Raw genomic sequence first — 16448 nt, forward strand, 5'->3', positions numbered from 1 at the left:
GCTACTATCTCAAGTAACAATGTTACTGCGGAAGGTTATCTACAGCATAACGTGCCTGCTCAGGGGTGAATTTTTCTCCGTATTCAGAGATTAACTGGTCATAAATTGCATCAGAAGACATTGCCATAGTGTCTTGGTATTTCTTTGCTGTTTCCAATGCGTTTTTGTTCCAGTCGGCTTTGATCGTATCAATCGCATATTGTGCAGCTTCGGGACTGAACTTCTCCCCGTACTCGGATGTTAGCTGGTTGTAAATACCAGCCTTAGACATGTGCATGACCTTTGAATACTGTTCGGCGCTGCGCAATGCATTTTTGAACTCACGCGGAACATCGGGGGTAGCATCAGCAGTGGTTTTCTGAGGCGTAGTAGCAACGTCGTTGTGCTGTGGTGTTGCAACAGTGCTATTTATAGCTTGCTGTTGGGTGGTTGGGGATTCCGCAGACGTGTTGGTGTCACCGCCACTGCCCAGGGGAGACACAATCCCAAGGACGAGGAGACCGCCGCCAACGATGGCGCCCCACTTAAGGCACCCACCTTTCTTTTTGGCAGGAGGTTGTTGAGCGTATGAGTTATCGGTTGGCTGAGGGATAGGTGCAGACATCGATGCTCCTTTGAACATGGACTATGAGGGAATAGTCAGTGATTGTTATGGGCGACAAACACCGCGAGTGCAGCATCCGCAGAAAATATAGGTCGCGGTTTCCACGAGAGTCTGGACCGCGGTGCTTGTCTGATATAGAAAATATGAAGCCCCTATGACATTGGATGTGTAGCATGCGATGGATTGTTCGAAGAGAGAAGAAATATAGGGTCTATACCAGCGGAAATGCTAAATTTTTAAAATTTTTTAGCTGAAGTGTGTTGGCGTCTTAAATGAATTTTTGAGGCATATACGTAGAGAAAAGAAGATTGGTAGCTGTTCCTGAATCACAGGACAGCTACCAATCTTTGCTGTATGCGTACCCACAGGTAGCGGGTCTACGTTTCTTCTAAAGCCTGGGTTTTTCGTAGGAAGGTAGTCCATAAAAGGAATGCCGACGTTGCTAGTCCGGCGACTAAGCCCCACCAGATTCCATGGGGGCCGAGATGAAAACCGTAGGCAAACGCTAGGGCAGCGGGAAGCCCTACAACCCAATAGCCTACGAGGGAAGCTTTAAGGCCTGTTGAGGTGTCATTGATGCCGCGTAACGCCCCGATTGCTACGTTTTGGCCAGTGTCTACAAATTCCATAAGCGTGCCGATCATGAGCAAAGACACCGCGAGAGCCAGCGCTTCGGGGGTGGCATCGCGCATGAAAGGGCGAAGTACAAATTCGGGTGTGAAAAGGAAAAAAATCGCGGATATGGATACGACCCCCATCATGGTGGCTAGCGCTTGCAGGCCGATACGTCGGGAGAGGTGGACGTCGTGAAGCCCGAATGCACGGCTGACCAATATTGAGCTGCCGTGGGAAAAACCGATTCCGATTTGGAAAACGATGAACGTAACTTGGTACACCACATTGTGGGCCGCAAGAGCATCCGCGCCGAAAGACCCCATGATGAGGGCTAAGACCGAAAACATGCCGGCTTCTGCGCCGTAGGTGGCTGAGACCGGAGCCCCTAAACGCAGCTGAGTGCGTAGCTGCGGTAGGAGCTGGGAGCGGAATGAGGTTGCGTCGCGACGCCAAAAGTCGATGGCATGGAACGAGTTAATTTCGGGATTTCTGTTGATTAAGACGAAATAAGCGGCTGCAGATGTGCAGTGAACGAGCGTGGTGGATAGGCCGATTCCTACCAATCCAAGCTCGGGAAACGGACCGTAGCCAAAGGCGAAAGCAAAGTTCAGCAAAGCGTTGACAACGACCATGGCGAGGGTGATCCCCAAGAGAGATTGCGGTTTGCCTAGTCCTACGCAAAACTGCCGTGACACTTGAAACCAGAGGCACGGAATAAGACCAGGGGCTAGCGCCCACATCATGGGGATAGCGGCGTCAGTAACCGCTGACGGCTGGCCGAAGAATGGCAGTGCGTAACTAATCAGGACGAGAAGGATTGCACCAATAATCCCGCTCGCTGTTGCTAAGAACAGGCCAGTGCGCGTGAGATTGCGAATCTCTTGTTGCCGCTCAGTGCTGGGATTATGCTCGTAGCGCGCATGGACTTGCGCAATACGGTTGCCCAGGGGAGTGAGAAGGCCGACCGCCATCGTGCGAATTTGGTTAAACCAGATCACAGCCAGACCGCCGCCTGCCAGTGCCGCAACGCTGAGATATCCCATCACGATGGTGTCCGTGGTGGATAACGCAATGTTGGCTAGCTGGGTCCCAGCTAGGGGGAGGGAAAGCCGTAGAAGTTGCCTCTGTAAAGAGCCGGGATCCTGTGAACCAGAGCTAGCTAGACGCACGTTTTTTCCTTTGACCAAGAGACTCGGGTGAGTTTTAGCGGGGCAGGGGATTCTCCCTCACGCAATGCCGTTATATGCTTCCAGATTTGTTCCTCAAGGTCGGAATCAAGCAGGTTATGAGAGCGCATCCACGAGTCGTTAAAGACAGTATCCAAGTATTTTTCGCCGCCATCGCAGACCATGGTTACTGACGTGGACCCAGCCGGTAGCGTAGGAAGCAACTCTAATGCGGCAACAACGGCTCCGCCGGCGGAACCCCCGAGGAGCAGGCCGGTGTGCCTTGCTATCGTCCGACAAGCTGCGAAAGCAGCGATATCAGAAACCTTTGCTCCCATATCGAGGAGATCGTAGCGCACCGCGGTGCCGATAACGGCTCCCTCAGGAGTGCCAGTACCCGATTGCCGATAATCATGCGCCGGCCCGCCAAAAGCGATAGACCCTTCAGGTTCTACCCCGATAGTGTGTGGCCGATAGCCCAGCTCATTAAGTCGTTCTGTCACCCCGAACAGGCTCCCTCCTGTGCCCACCGCGCTGATCAGATGAGACGGACAGTGCCCGAGCGTTTCTATGATCTCATCTGCGGCGGGGTAGTAGCCCTTGGAGTTGGCCTCGTTGTCGTGTTGCTTCATAAAAACCCATCCGGGTTGTTGGCCAAGCTCTTCGGCGTAGTCTTCGCGTGCCGAGGTCGCAAGGGCATCATCGCCTTCTGCCGCAACATATTCGAGGTGAGTGTCCATTGCACTCATGGCATTGAGTTTGTCTTTACAGGAGTGATTATCCACCACAGCCACAAATTTATAGCCGCGCTCAACCGCAAGAATCGCCAGGCCTTGCCCTGTGTTTCCTGAGGTGGACTCGACAATCGTGCCGCCAGCCTGGAGCCTGCCCTCTGCTTCTGCGGCGTTGATCATGGATTCTGCCATGCGAATTTTTGCGCTTCCGGAGGGATTAAATTGTTCGAGTTTGAGCAAGACTCGGCTTCCAGAAGGCGTAGCGACGAGCTCGAATAGCGGGGTGTTGCCAATGAGCTGGGAGACGCGGGTAACAACGGTGTTGGTCATGAAAAATCCTCCGTGAAGTGATGGCGTGGGGTAGCGGAAAAGACAAATTTTTTGGGAGGCTCTTTGCCGTGAAACGCGGATTCGTTGGAATCCATTTGATAGCCCGCCGTATCGGGGTAGACCAGAATGTCGCCGGGGCGGGGACGATCAGGGAAGCGGATAAATCTTCGGCTTAGGTAATCGCCGTCCAAACATGTAGATCCCGCCACAGCGGAGTTCGTGGGTTCACCTTGGACAAGGATTGTTCCTGCACGGATGAGATAGGGATCTGGGTAGTACTCGGAGTCAAACCACTGCTCAGACAGGCTAAGGCTGGTGCCCTCTACAACGGTTACGTTGCCCTCTGTGTTGGGAAGCCTATGGCAGGAGAGCACTGGAAAGTAGCTTGCTCCTGCTGTCTGGCACACGCTTCTTCCTGGCTCGGCCAGTAGCGTGATTCCGTGGGCAATAATCCTGTCTTTAACGCTTGTCTTTCCTCGCGTGAGGATATGTTGTAGCGCCTCTGTGCCTGCGCAGTTGGAGGCAAATGGATATTGGTCACCAGGAATTTTTCCGGTGACAAACATGGAAGGCATAAGCTGCGTGGTCACGGCATCCCACAGTTGCGGGGAGACACTCGATGTTGGGAATCCACCGCCGATAGATACCACGGAAGCCGGAGACCATTCTCTCAGTTTAAGCACGGTGTCTATTGCCGTATGAGACATCTGAATACGTTCGTCTACGTCGTATCCATTGCAATGAAAACTCACGCCCATGATGCTCACAGGAAGACCTCGGTAACGACCAGACTCTAACGACTGCGCTAGGGCGTAACTTTCTTCGGTGCTCATGCCAAAGCGCGTGCGTGGTCCGCGAGAACTAAGACGGAGCATGATCCTGAGCTTTTTTATTGGCTGTGTATCGTGCATGACCCTGGCTATCGCGTCAAGGTCCTCGGGCCTAGAGACCGTGAGAAGAGAACCGTGGTAGGTAGCAAGCCGGATAAGGTCAGCGGTTGGCGTTGGGCCGGTAACCACGAGTTGCTCCCCGGGCACTCCTGCGCAGAGAGCAGCGTGGAGTTCGTCGGTGCTGGCAACATCGATTCCGGCGTCGTATCCCTGAGCACACATATCGGCGAGGCGCCGTGCAAAGCATCCAGATTTGTTGGATTTTTTGCCAAAGCGCAGACCAAAAGCGATTCCGGTATCTGCAGCGGTGTCGAACCAACGTTTTACTGTGTCTGTGAAAGTGCGCGGGTACAGAACATGGAAAGGCCCACGGGCGACATGCGCGATGCTTTCCAAGGTCGGTGAATGCGCTAATTCTTCCTGCCATGCGGGGATCGGCATGCGGCAAATGGGAGCGGCTACCACAGGTCCACCTCCACCCCAAGGTTTTGTTCTATGGCTGCGGCTGCAAAAACAGAACCCACTGCGATGTCTGTAAGGACAAGGCCGCTGTTGTAGCAGAAAGTAATGCCTGACGACGCCCCCAATGGGCTCTGGTCAGCTAAAAGCGTGGGAAGCTCGGCAGTTATTTCAGGCATGACACCTTGCTCATCTACAAAGTCTGTTCCGGTGAGATGCATCTGCTGCTCGCTTGTGGTGATAATCCGCTCCGCTTGATGGCAGACGCTGGCATCGATGCCATAACCCACCACCACGACGGTGGCATCTTCTTGGAGGTCCTGGGCGGTAACCACCGCGGGAGTATCGGGCCCGGCTGCCCCAATAACAAGATCACATTTGCGTGCTACTGGCGCAGGGTCATCGACCAGATCAACGGTGATCTCCCTTCCTAGTGACGCTGCTGCTGTAAGCGCAAGGTCCTTTGCTCTTTCCACACTATCCGGGTGATGTCCTGAGATTATGAGCCGGGACAAAGTGGGAAATTCTGTGAGTAGGAAGGGGGAGGCCTGTTGTCCTTGGACCCCTGAACCAATTATCAGTGCCGATGTAGGGTTGCATCCGGCGGCTCGTGCCAAAAGTGCAGATACGGCGGGGGTTCTTAACGCACCGATGGGGGCACCATCCATCATGGCAATGGGGGTGCCGGTGGTGTCGTCGTAAAGCGTGAGCGTGGTTGCGTAGGATTTTTCGCGGGGCCCGTCGGCGTTGCGTGGTTTCCAATGTGTGAAAGAAGTCTTAAAGCCCACGGTAGATAGCGCCGAGCTGCGGCCCAGCATCGAGTAGCTCACGCTAGTGAGAACCTTGACTGTGATTTTCTCGGGACATTCGGCACTCCCGCGCCCCAGTTCTGTAAGTGCAGTACGTACGGCGTTGAGAACTGATTGGGGCTTGACTACAACGTGGGAGAGATCTGTACTGCGGAGTATACGGAGTGTGCTGGTCATAGGACCTGCCCATCGATGCAACGGATGCGCTGTCCGTAACCGGGTTCCGCTGATTCAGTGGTTAAACGCTGGGTATTGTGCTCCATCATATTAATGCGGAGCATCCAACGGTCGGTCCCGTTATAGTCTGCCGTGAAAGGGACTCTGCCGTGTACGCAGGTGTCATTGTTGATGATTACTAGCTGCCCTGGTGCAATAGGTACTGAATATGTCACGGAATCGAGTGCTGCGGCGAGTTTTTCATAGGCTTGCCACCAGCGCCGTGACCCGGTTGAACGATCAGTGTAAGCGGGATCAAAGCGCAAACCGAGACCATGGTCGCGTTCCCATACAGCAGTCATGGAGTCTGGGGCGGAGTTGTCAAAGTCAGAGTAGGAGTCATCGGGCAGGATGACCGCGCCGGGAGTCATAAGGATTTTGCGGGAATCCGAATCTAAGCGTTTCCAGGCTTGATCACAAGGAGCTAGAGTCGTCCCTACTTTTTTGGGGTTGCGGAGTCCAAACAGTGCAAAGTGAGTGGAACGCCGAGGATGAAAAGCATCCTCGGTATGCAAGGTGAGCGGGGTGCTGCTGCTGGCACCCACCTGTTGTGCTTCTTGGCCTCTGGTAGGCACGAGATCTGTAATGAGCCGGCCCTCTTGCTGGCCTAGCCAACCGAAGGGACGTCCCACCGCGGATGCCACTATGGCAAGCATGAACCGCCACGTTCGAACTTCGCCGCGGCATTCTTTCCATGAAGCTGGGGTAGGTCCGTTGACTGCGGGGAAGGGGAGTCCTGAGATAAGAGCGGCGTGCTGACGTGGATCGAGGCAGATGACGTCGCGCAGATCGGCGAGTTCATGGTCGAGAAGCGTATCGATAGCTGCGGCAGATTCAGGATCGTTAATGGACGAGAGCGCGGCGAGCTCGTCGGCAGATTTAATTAATCGGTGTGAGAGCGCATGATCTATAAAGATTTTTTGCATGGAGGTGAGGCTAACCTTTTTGGAGTCATGCGTAAAGACTTAAATGATATTTATTTCCAATTTCGCTGGTGGAGTGGGTTACATTTAGGACAGCCTTGCCAGATTATTCAGAGCGTGGGAAGATGGCCTGCGGTTCTTTAAGTCAAATCAAAAATACTTGTTGTAATTCCGAAACAATCAGGGTGGAAAATGAGCAACCTTTCTCGTCGCCAGTTTTTAACCAGCATCGCGGCGCTCGGCCTCGGAGCCTTTACCGTGGCGAGCTGCACCTCGGGCAACACTTCAAGCAGTGGTTCGTCTGGAAAAACCTCGGAGACCTCGGGAAAGGTTCTTAAAGTTGGTGCACTGGGCAAGGCCGCAAGTGCCCAGCGCGACCCCTATAAGCTGCTGCCCAATGATTCCGACATGCTTATCTGCTCTCTCATCTGGGAGGCTCTGACGGTTCCCGGCGCAGACAAGATTGTTGCCCCACGCCTCATGGAACAGTGGAAGCAGCTTAATCCCATGGAATGGGAGTTCACCATCGCCGCTGGCGCAAAGTTCCACGATGGTTCAGCAGTCACGCCCAAAGACGTAGTGTGGTCGCTGACCAAGATGCTTTCCGATGAAGCCAATGGTTTTAGACTCCCCGTAGAACCCGAGTCCATCGTCGCTTCTGGCGAACGCGCCGTGCGCATGAAGACGGCGACCCCCAACAGCCAGCTGCCGATGCTCGCACGCCTGATGACTTTTGTAATGAAGGAAGGATCTTCGCCGGAGAAGCCAGTGGGATCAGGCCCCTTCCAGCTGATGAGCTGGGATAATGGATCAGCAAAGCTGAAGCGATTCGATGACTATCACGGCACGGTAGCAGGCTTTGAAGAGATCCACGTTGTTCCCTTTGAAGACACCACGGCCATGACAAACGCACTGCTCGCCGGACAGATTGATCTTGCACAGGCCGTAGGCCCCATTGCAGCGCGGTCTGCAGAAAACAATGACAACGTTCAGATCGTTAAGCGTTCTCACGACTCCGTGATTCCTTTGATCATGCGCACTTCCGATGGGCCTTTTGCCGATCCGAAAGTCCGCGAGGCCCTGCGCCTAGGCGTTGATCGTGAGCAGGTAGTGCAGCGGGCGTTGTCAGGATACGGCAGCGTTGCTCATGACATCCTGGGCACCGGTGACCCCAATATCGATTCATCATTGGTGCGCCACCGTGATGTGGAAAAAGCAAAGACATTGCTGACTCAAGCCGGTTTTGATACCTCCAAGACCTACGATCTTTTTGTCACCCCAGAAGCTCCCGGCCAGGTCGAAGCGATGAAGGTTATCGCCGAGCAGCTGGGGGAGATCGGAGTGCGCATTAAAGTGGTGGAGCAGGAATCCGGCCAGTTTTATGACAGCACCTGGACCAAAGCGGACCTGTATTGCGGCTACTGGGGAACCAATGATTCTGTGCTCTTCTTTGCCGGAAAAGTACTTAACGGGGCAGCTAAATCAAACGAGTCCAACTTCCACGATGCCGAGTTCGATGCTGCTTATGCTGAACTGCTCGCGTCTACTGACCAAGCAAAGATTGATCAGCTCAGCAAAAAACTCCAAAAAATTGAGTTCGAGCGTGGCGGCTACTTGGTCTGGGGCGCATCAGATGGAGTGGACATTGCTGCCAAAGGCCTGTCCGGCTTGCCCAAAGCTCCCGGCTATGGACGTGTTCTCCTAGAGACCGTAAAGAAAGCCTAAAACGTGCCAAAAGCAGTTTCCCGTGCTTGTATCTGGCTTTTCCCACGGCTCGCTATTCGCGCGGGTGCACTGCTCGTGGTTTTAGGGCTTGTCTTTTTGGCTATCGATCGACTTCCAGGAAATGCAGCAGCCGCGCTCTTGGGCGCAAACCGAACCCCCGAGGCGATCGCTAGTCTTGAACAAAGCCTGGGGTTAGATCGACCTCCCGCGACGCGATTTCTCCACTGGCTAGGGAAAGCGTTGACCGGTGACTTTGGGGTATCCGTTCACGGAAGGCCCATCTCCGAGCTCTTGGCCACGGCCTTGCCAGTAACAATCACCACCACGGGAATCGCCTTTGTACTTACCGCGGTCCTATCGATCGTAACCTCTATCTGGTGGGTTCAGCGGCCACCTCGGTCGGGGCTGTCCCGGGGATTAGAGTGGGCGTCGACAAGCATTATTGCGCTCCCGGAATTCGTGATCGGTGTCTTTCTCGTGGCGGTGTTCGCCCTGGGGCTAGGGGTGCTGCCAGCCGTCACGATTATCGACGGCGGCCTACCCAGCTCAATGGCTATGTACGTGTTGCCCGTGCTCGCGCTTGTGATACCTCAGGTTGCGTGGAATTCCAGAGTGCTGCGCGCAGCGCTTATCGACGCCACCTCCACACGACCTGTCCAAAGCGCCGTCCTCGCGGGAATCACGGGTACGAGCCTGTTACGACGACATGTGCTGCCGCTGGCGCTTCCTAGCTTTGCCACCTCAATGGCAACATCGGCCGGTGTTCTCATCGCCGGCACAGTCTCAGTAGAAGCGCTCTTTAACCACCCTGGCGTGGGGTTACTCGTGGCCACGGCCGTTTCTCAGCGCGATGTTTCCGTGCTGCTGGCGGTCCTGGCGACGACTGGCGCACTGATCCTCCTCCTACTGACGATGGCGGACATTCTCAAAGTCGTGTGCACCCCGAAAGTGAATGTATGACACGGAAAATACTTGCATTGCTCGTATTAGCTACAGCCATATGCGGGCCGCTCGTCGCCCAGCTTTTTCATCTGCCCGCGCCGACTGCGGCGGCAGGACTGCCCTTTGATACAGCAGGAAACAGCGCATTATTGGGAACTGACCATTTGGGGCGCAGCGTAGTCAGTGCTGTCCTGCATGGAGGACAAGCGCTTATCCTCACTGCTGTGGTCGCGGGAACGTTGACCACAGTGGTAGGGGCCATCGTCGGTTGCTTTGGTGTTTTAAGGCCAAAGTTAGGCTTCATCGTAGAGACAAGCGCCGACGCCACGATCTTGGTGCCAGCGGTTATCGTGCTTCTGCTTGTCTCCGTACTGTATCCGGATTCTGGCCTATGGCTTTTGGTCGTAGTAGCGGTGGTTGTTGGTTCGCCCTACGCTGCACGGGTCATCGCTGCTGCGGCATACCCGGTAGCACACTCGGGGTATGTTCAAGCTGCTCGGAATGCGGGGGCTTCTGACATCTCCGTGATTATGCGCGACATTTTGCCCAACATGTCTGCAGTAGTGCGTTCAGTATGGGGCTTAAGAGTGGTGGAGGCATTGCACCTACTAGCTGTGGCAAGCTTCCTTGGCGTGGGAGCCCGTTTGGGGGAGTTCGCCTGGTCAGCCATGGTGCGCGACAATGCCGGGGGAATCACGCTCAATCCCTTTGCTGTCCTTGCTCCGGCAGTCATGCTGGCGGTGGTATCCATCGCGGTCATGGCTTTGATAGGGCAGAAGGAGGCCCGATGACAACGCCATCAAACGGCCCTCTTATTCGGGCAGATATAGCAGTGACTCTGGGGGCCAGCGAGCTTGTTCCCGCCACCTCAGTATGCGCCCAGGCTGGCAGCATTACGGCACTCGTTGGGCCTAGTGGATGCGGGAAGACCACCCTCTTGCTTGCCCTGATTGGAGAGACACCAGCGGGATCTGTGGTAACCGGGACTCTTTCCGTATGTGGAGTCGATCCCACTGGACTCAGTGCTGCGGAACGTGCGCGCTTTCGTCGCGAAGAAGTCGCCTTTGTAGGACAAGACCCAGGCGCCGAACTCCCACCTCTCATGACGATCCACGCGATGCTCACTGAGCTAGCTCCTACAGCGGATGTCCCAGAGCTTCTGCGCAGCGTGGGCCTACCCGCTGAAACTGCAGCAAAGCGCCTCCACCAACTTTCCGGTGGACAACAACGCCGAGTGGCCTTAGCCCGAGCACTTTCTAGGAAACCCCGCGTTATCGCACTAGATGAGCCTTTTGCTGGCCTTGATCCCGTGACAGCCAAGACCATCGCGTCCCTCCTGCGCAGCGTGGCCGACTCTGGGGTTGCCATCATTATCACGGGGCATAGGCTTGGGGTTTTCCACGATCTGCTGGATGCGCATGTTTATGTTGGGGATAAGGGGGTTGGTGCTGTTGGGGATGTGGTGCTAGCGGCGGGTGCTGCTGGTGAACCGGTGCAGACTCTGCGCGGGGAATCGGCGACAGACATGGCGTTGCTAGGAGACGAAGTCTCATGTTTGCGGGCCTCGGACTTGAGCTATGCAACCGATGAAGGGACGACCCTTTTCTCAGACCTATCTTTTACCGTTGTTCCTGGCCGAATACTTGCCATTATGGGGGCATCTGGCAGCGGAAAATCAACGCTGTTGAGGTGCTTAGTAGGAAGCAATCTTCAAGGACGAGGGACAGTGGAATGCAGCGGCATACACCGTGAGGCTTCCACACCGTGGCCGCGATCGCATGCGAAAAAATTGCAAATAATCCCTCAAGATCCGGCATCCACCCTTAACCCAAAGATGCGAGTTGTCGACGCGGTTGTTCGTGCCGTACGCGATGCCACAACCGAGAAGCGGTGGCTAGGGAGAATCGGAAAACGACGGATGATTGGCCGCCAAGAGGCCACCCAAAAGGCGATAGAGCTGCTCGAACGCGTAGGCGTATCGCGGGAACTCGCTTATCGCTTGCCTTCGGGCCTTTCTGGTGGGCAACGACAACGAGTTGCCATTGCCCGAGCCCTAGCCACGCAGCCAGCAGTGCTCCTATGTGACGAGATAACCTCTGCGCTTGACCCAGAATCCGCAGCACGCGTGATGGCGGTGCTGCATGATTTGTGCCGCAGTGGGATAGGTGTTGTTTTTGTTACCCACGATGAACAACTCGTAGCGGAACATTGCGGGGAAAACAGCAGAGTTTTCCTCTGAGGCTGTTGTATGCGTCTGTATTCGTCGTTTTTGAGAACGCTAGCGGGAGTTTGTGCGTGAAAACGCCAGGTGGGGATTTCTAGCGTTCTCAAAAAACGACAATTTTTGGGGAGGCGGGGTGCCGTAGCCTGCATTTCCATAGACAAAAGGGGACTTTGCGGCGTGATATAAGGAGTTTGTCTATGGAAATGCAGGCTTAGGGAGAGGGGAAGCGGCCGGATACTCTTCAAATGGAGTGCGAAGGATTAAAGCTATTTTTCATCACTAGGAATCTGCCTCGGTTTTTAGCGCGAAAATCCTGCTCAAACTGGTGTGGGATTTTTGTCTGCTGGGATGCGTAAAAAGAAACACACAATCAATCTTAATTTTACATAAGCTAAGGTTAAGTTTTATGGTATTTTTGGAAGAAATTACTATGAGTTAAGGGGTATGCGTGAAAAGTTGGAAAAAGTTTCTTAGTGTGGCGCTGGCTGTGTCTTTATTTACCACTTCAACGCCGGCACTAGCCGAAGAGGAGATGCCACGTGCAGGGGACATGCTTGCCAGACCATTCTCGGCTCTGTGGTTGGATAAAAAGTGTGAAGGGTTCTCTGCAGAAATCCAATCCATTCAAGTTAAAGGGCAAGAACAGCGTAATGTTCCCGCGTTTTTGCGGGCAAAGCCAGCTTTGAATGATCTAGTTGAGACTCGTGTCAAGTTCACTAACAATAACTACGACAACGGCTCTGGTATTTTTATGCCGGAGAGAGAAGAGGCTTACCTTGTAGAAGATCCTCTAGTGATAAAAAATGGCCAGGGGCTCACTATTACACCTAGACCTGTGTTGGAATGGTCGAACCCTGATAAGAAAAAGAATTTCATTCTTGGCCATGGAGATTCGGTAACGTTTACGTATAGGCACATTGTTACAGAAGATGACTTGTCCAATCGGAGTGTACCGGAGGGGCCGGGCTATCCTGTAAGCAGTTCGCCGAGTGGGACACCTGCATGTGTTGTGTCTCCGGAGGGTGTATATGGCTGGTCTTCTCTTGCTAATGCTCTTCCTGGCCTGGTTGATTTCTTTAGGTCGATTTTTTTGTTCTTTAGACGTTAAAGTTTGGGGTAGATGAGCGGAACGCTTCTGCGTTGGTCGTATTCCATCGCGGAAGCGTTCCATATTTTATAGCCTTGTGTCCTGCTATTAGGGACACCCCTGTTAAGCAAGAAGATTTCAATTGCTACGAATCTAGCTTTACCAGCTCACGGGGATCCCACTAGTAGAGGCTGATTTTGGGCTAGGAGGAGTTCAGTCCAGGCTTACGCGGCGTATAAATACAACGATTTAGGCTGCGGAAAAGTAGCGCGAATGAGATTTCCGCACATGCTCTTCGCTCTCTCCGAGTACTGCCACAATTTCAAGATCTGGATCGTGGTTCTCTTTATCGAGTTTGAGACGCATTTTTGTAGCTTCAACAAAAGAATCGAAGGCTTGGATGTCAAGGACGCCGCTACGGCGCTGATATTTAATCAGAAATGAAGACATCGAACTTACCTCTTGCTCTAGCTTACTTTGTACGGATTTGCTTTATTTCGTTGTGGAGATGGTCCATAAAGTTGTAAGTGTCTGAATCTGGTTCTATTGAAGTGACCACGAATTTCTCGTATAAAGGCGAAGGCTGTATTCAAGGATATCTTGGATAACCCTGATCTGCTCGATCAATTCTGCGTTATATGCTAAGAACTCATCGAGGACGTCAGAATTAAATTTTTTCCCCATCCCGCCATTGGCTACCTTGCTTATTAGCTTGGGTCTTTGAAAACGGAGGCTTTCTGCTTAGGAATGTAGAGGTGCATGGATGGCGGTTGTTCGCCTCCGTGGTTGTAGATACTGTCACTCTTCATGTCAAAAGTTTTAGCATGCTCCGTCCTGAGCATTAGGAATTCGTGTGTTAGCGGAAGGGCCGTACCCCGGGAAACTGTCTGTGCTGGGAGATCCATAGATGGGGATGTTGGCGCATGGGAGAATATACATCCCACGACAAAAGCGCTCAAAAGCAGCTTCTTCCTAACTACAAAACGCTTGAACTAGCCCCCGAATGGTGAAGGGGTTTTCCTTAAGTTTTCTCCCGATTTCCCTTCCAGTATTGAAAAGTAGCTCCTACCTGTATGTTTATACTGGTCGTAGTCTCGGTTTCCCAGCTCATCTCGACCGCGCGGTTGGAACTGAAAAGTCTCCCATGACTTCAATTTCAGGTAACGAGTACCCTACGTATCATTCGGTCTGAGGGCGGCTCTCACAATCTCAGTCGGTACACCCCGAGTCTATGAGAGTGCATGCCTACGTGTTGCACATTCTTGTTGTTGGTACTTTCACGTCTTCAGTAGTGGAATCGTAGCCAGAAACATCTCTCGGACAGGTGTTCTTATTTGTTGTAGTTCTGTGTCAATGTGAAGGGCTACACTGACACGCAAGTTCAATTGTTCCTATCGAAAAGTCTACATTTATGGACTTAGGTCTGATGTACATTGTCCTCACCCTGGTTGGAGGAGATTCGTTGGTTGGCTCATCAAGAGTTGGTCGAGCTGCGTAAAGAGCACAACGCCTCCACGAAGCTCCTTGGAGAACAGCAGCCCAAGATCGCCAGCTTGCAGGAAGAATTGGCTCAAACTCACTCGAAACTCAATGAAGCAGTGATGCAAATCCCCCAGCTGCAAGTTGATGAAGCAAACAGCTTTGTGTGGGAGATTCGACATCGCGACGGTCACGAGTATTACCTGACCAACAGATCAAATCGTCCTGCGTTCAATATTCAACTCAAGTCCGATTCACCCAAGTTTCAGGACGTGTTTACTACGGCCAAACTCTTAAGTGGAAACTCGATGGTGTTTAACTACGTGGCTGCGATGGGTAGTGGCGATTACGTGGTGTACTTTGCATGGCAAGACGAAACTGGTGGTGACTTCGTCTCTGAGCAGGTTCGTTTCGATAAGAACTTGGCGAGCACGTTTAGGTTCCATGGTGTCCCGAACTATACAGAAGACGAGGGTTAGGGTGTCACGTCTGTCAGGTTTCAGCAGATCGAGGTACGGAGTAAGCGATGATTGAGAATCTACTAATTGGTGTTGTGTCAGGCGTGATATCAGGTTTTATTGTTGCGGCCTGTTTCTGGTTTGTCAGCTACAAACGAAAACCGCCTCTAGAACTTATCCACGTGGCGGAGAATCGTGCGGTCTTAAAGAACAACCGATTAAGACCTGTAGTGGTCGGAGGTGCTTGGGAAATGGGAAACGGCAATGTCTTTTACCGGCCCGATGGGTTTCGCGGCGGAGATGGCGGGTTCTATATTCCTAGATTCGGCGAGTTTATTGTTGGAACTACCCATTTTAAACCTGGGCAAACAGCGGACATTGCATACAAGTATGTAAACCACGAGAAAGACCCTACGAAGCGTATTTGGTTGGAAGAGAGCAATACCATAGATGTTTCTGAAGTGGTGATCCACCCCAAGAAATATCCTGATTGGAAACTTGATCGGGTATTACTGAAAGGTTTCGCTTAACAGGACAAGCATCACCAATTGTGGCACAAACGCCAACTTTATCCCTCTACACAAGGAGATTAATTGTCTGATAATCCAACAATCCGATTTTCTACGGTTGATGCAATTTCTCAAGATTATGCATTGCGTATTGCCGAGACTCCAAGCGTAAAGAATTTAGCAGTAACCGTGAACACTGACTTGGCCGACAAGTTTGGGGCGTGCGCTCAGGCAATTCATCCGTGGAACACAATGCGTAGCACTCCGTGGCTGGAGTAGAGACCACAGTCTCTATCCCCGCTTTCAAGGAACCTGATTTGTGGCGTGGAGCTCCTGCGTCTATGAATTCGCTTGTCAATATGCACAAAGGGGTTCTTGGCCGGCATAGATGTACCACATGTCAAGTTTGCTGAAGTCATGTGTGAACGAGCTTTGTCTACAGTCTCGGGAGCATACTATCCTGGCCTCACAGGTGTTATGAACACTATTGACTCACCATGGGGAGAATCGACTGCACTGCAGGCCAAAACTGCAAAGCTCATTGATAACGCGGCACTGCACAATCCATCTATGGCTAGCGTGATGAGCAAGATCGCTTCTCCACTAAGGGACGCAGCCGCTTTCCAGCCGCTGGTAACAAAGGTTCTGGAATCGTACAAGTCACCAGCCTTGGATATGGCAAGGATCGGGATGGCGGGATTCAATGTTCAATCTTTCCTTGAATTGCAGACCACAGCTCAGGACATTCTCGGTCGAACGAACAAGTCGCAATGGCCAGAGCCACTACGTCTTGCTGCGGAATACATGGAAATGAAGTTCTCTAAGCTGCTCAGTGAAGAAGAAGCATTATCGCAGTTAGGCGTATTCAAGGATATTGATTGGGTTGTTGATGTTGCAGACATTGAGCTTGACGAACTCAAGACGGGTGAGGACCTCGAGGATTTTGTTGAGGAGCACGAAGAATTCATCGAGGACCTTGTAGAGAAGTTCGAGTCTGACGAAGCTTTGCGTATACGGGCAGCAGAGGTTCTCGTAGAGCCGGCGATTAGGCAATTGACGCGGCGGGAGGTTTACATACTATTGATCTCAACAGCCGAGTACGTAGCGACACAACTTGCAGCTCTTATTGCATTTGGGAATCTCGAAATCATGTTGATCCTATTCATTGTGGCTTCGCTGAGGTACTACAACGAAATGTGTACCGAGTCAGAGGAGTTGGAAGCTAAGCATCAAGAACGAATCGATGAGTGCGTGGATGGGCTGGCATCCAAGTAGAGC

General features: G+C 52.7%; 16 protein-coding genes. 9 read left to right on the top strand and 7 right to left on the bottom strand.

What is annotated here, in order from left to right:
- Window positions 1-22 precede the first annotated feature (22 nt).
- From CKV68_RS09935 to CKV68_RS09960, 6 genes are all read right to left on the bottom strand, one after another.
- A complete protein-coding gene (locus tag CKV68_RS09935) occupies window positions 23-604 on the bottom strand; it encodes an Ltp family lipoprotein (protein ID WP_095076122.1) in 582 nt (193 codons plus the stop codon).
- Between the two features lie 377 nt (window positions 605-981).
- The gene (locus CKV68_RS09940) at window positions 982-2388 is read right to left on the bottom strand and encodes an MATE family efflux transporter (RefSeq protein WP_095076123.1); all 1407 of its coding nucleotides are present in this window, start codon (window positions 2386-2388) and stop codon (window positions 982-984) included.
- A complete protein-coding gene (locus CKV68_RS09945; protein WP_095076124.1) occupies window positions 2379-3449 on the bottom strand; it encodes a cysteine synthase family protein in 1071 nt (356 codons plus the stop codon). The genes CKV68_RS09940 and CKV68_RS09945 overlap by 10 nt, the downstream gene beginning before the upstream one ends.
- Window positions 3446-4804, bottom strand: a complete 1359-nt coding sequence (locus tag CKV68_RS09950; protein ID WP_038621763.1) for an alanine racemase — start codon at window positions 4802-4804, stop codon at window positions 3446-3448. Before CKV68_RS09950 ends, CKV68_RS09945 begins: the two co-directional genes overlap by 4 nt.
- Window positions 4798-5784, bottom strand: coding sequence for an ornithine cyclodeaminase (locus CKV68_RS09955; protein WP_038621765.1), 987 nt, complete (start codon window positions 5782-5784; stop codon window positions 4798-4800). The genes CKV68_RS09950 and CKV68_RS09955 overlap by 7 nt, the downstream gene beginning before the upstream one ends.
- Window positions 5781-6749, bottom strand: a complete 969-nt coding sequence (locus tag CKV68_RS09960) for a TauD/TfdA family dioxygenase (protein ID WP_095076125.1) — start codon at window positions 6747-6749, stop codon at window positions 5781-5783. Before CKV68_RS09960 ends, CKV68_RS09955 begins: the two co-directional genes overlap by 4 nt.
- A 189-nt stretch (window positions 6750-6938) precedes the next feature.
- Here CKV68_RS09960 and CKV68_RS09965 point away from each other — a divergent pair, with 189 nt between their 5' ends.
- From CKV68_RS09965 to CKV68_RS09985, 5 genes are all read left to right on the top strand, one after another.
- Entirely contained in the window at window positions 6939-8471 is a 1533-nt protein-coding gene (locus tag CKV68_RS09965; RefSeq protein WP_014525485.1) for an ABC transporter substrate-binding protein, read from the top strand.
- A 3-nt stretch (window positions 8472-8474) separates the two neighbouring features.
- Window positions 8475-9431, top strand: coding sequence for an ABC transporter permease (locus tag CKV68_RS09970; RefSeq protein WP_038617915.1), 957 nt, complete (start codon window positions 8475-8477; stop codon window positions 9429-9431).
- A complete protein-coding gene (locus tag CKV68_RS09975) occupies window positions 9428-10204 on the top strand; it encodes an ABC transporter permease subunit (protein WP_095076126.1) in 777 nt (258 codons plus the stop codon). The genes CKV68_RS09970 and CKV68_RS09975 overlap by 4 nt, the downstream gene beginning before the upstream one ends.
- The gene (locus CKV68_RS09980; RefSeq protein ID WP_095076127.1) at window positions 10201-11652 is read left to right on the top strand and encodes an ABC transporter ATP-binding protein; all 1452 of its coding nucleotides are present in this window, start codon (window positions 10201-10203) and stop codon (window positions 11650-11652) included. Before CKV68_RS09975 ends, CKV68_RS09980 begins: the two co-directional genes overlap by 4 nt.
- A 433-nt stretch (window positions 11653-12085) precedes the next feature.
- Window positions 12086-12745 (top strand): hypothetical protein, encoded by a 660-nt coding sequence (locus CKV68_RS09985; RefSeq protein WP_095076128.1) that lies wholly within the window; start codon window positions 12086-12088, stop codon window positions 12743-12745.
- Between the two features lie 228 nt (window positions 12746-12973).
- Here the strand turns inward: CKV68_RS09985 and CKV68_RS09990 are convergent, their stop codons facing one another.
- Window positions 12974-13174 (bottom strand): hypothetical protein, encoded by a 201-nt coding sequence (locus CKV68_RS09990; protein WP_014836138.1) that lies wholly within the window; start codon window positions 13172-13174, stop codon window positions 12974-12976.
- 1016 nt (window positions 13175-14190) lie between these two features.
- On the opposite strand from CKV68_RS09990, the gene CKV68_RS10000 reads away from it, so the two are divergent.
- From CKV68_RS10000 to CKV68_RS10015, 4 genes are all read left to right on the top strand, one after another.
- Window positions 14191-14682: a hypothetical protein gene (locus CKV68_RS10000; RefSeq protein ID WP_095076130.1), complete on the top strand. Its 492-nt coding sequence runs from the start codon at window positions 14191-14193 to the stop codon at window positions 14680-14682.
- A 47-nt stretch (window positions 14683-14729) separates the two neighbouring features.
- Window positions 14730-15191: a hypothetical protein gene (locus tag CKV68_RS10005; protein ID WP_095076131.1), complete on the top strand. Its 462-nt coding sequence runs from the start codon at window positions 14730-14732 to the stop codon at window positions 15189-15191.
- Window positions 15192-15254: 63 nt separating this feature from the next.
- Window positions 15255-15449 carry a hypothetical protein gene (locus tag CKV68_RS10010; protein ID WP_013911056.1) on the top strand — a complete coding sequence of 65 codons (195 nt, stop codon included), beginning with the start codon at window positions 15255-15257 and terminating at the stop codon, window positions 15447-15449.
- Between the two features lie 198 nt (window positions 15450-15647).
- Window positions 15648-16445 carry a hypothetical protein gene (locus CKV68_RS10015; RefSeq protein WP_095076132.1) on the top strand — a complete coding sequence of 266 codons (798 nt, stop codon included), beginning with the start codon at window positions 15648-15650 and terminating at the stop codon, window positions 16443-16445.
- Window positions 16446-16448 lie beyond the last annotated feature (3 nt).

It is taken from the genome of Corynebacterium ulcerans (assembly GCF_900187135.1).
GTDB lineage: Bacteria > Actinomycetota > Actinomycetes > Mycobacteriales > Mycobacteriaceae > Corynebacterium > Corynebacterium ulcerans.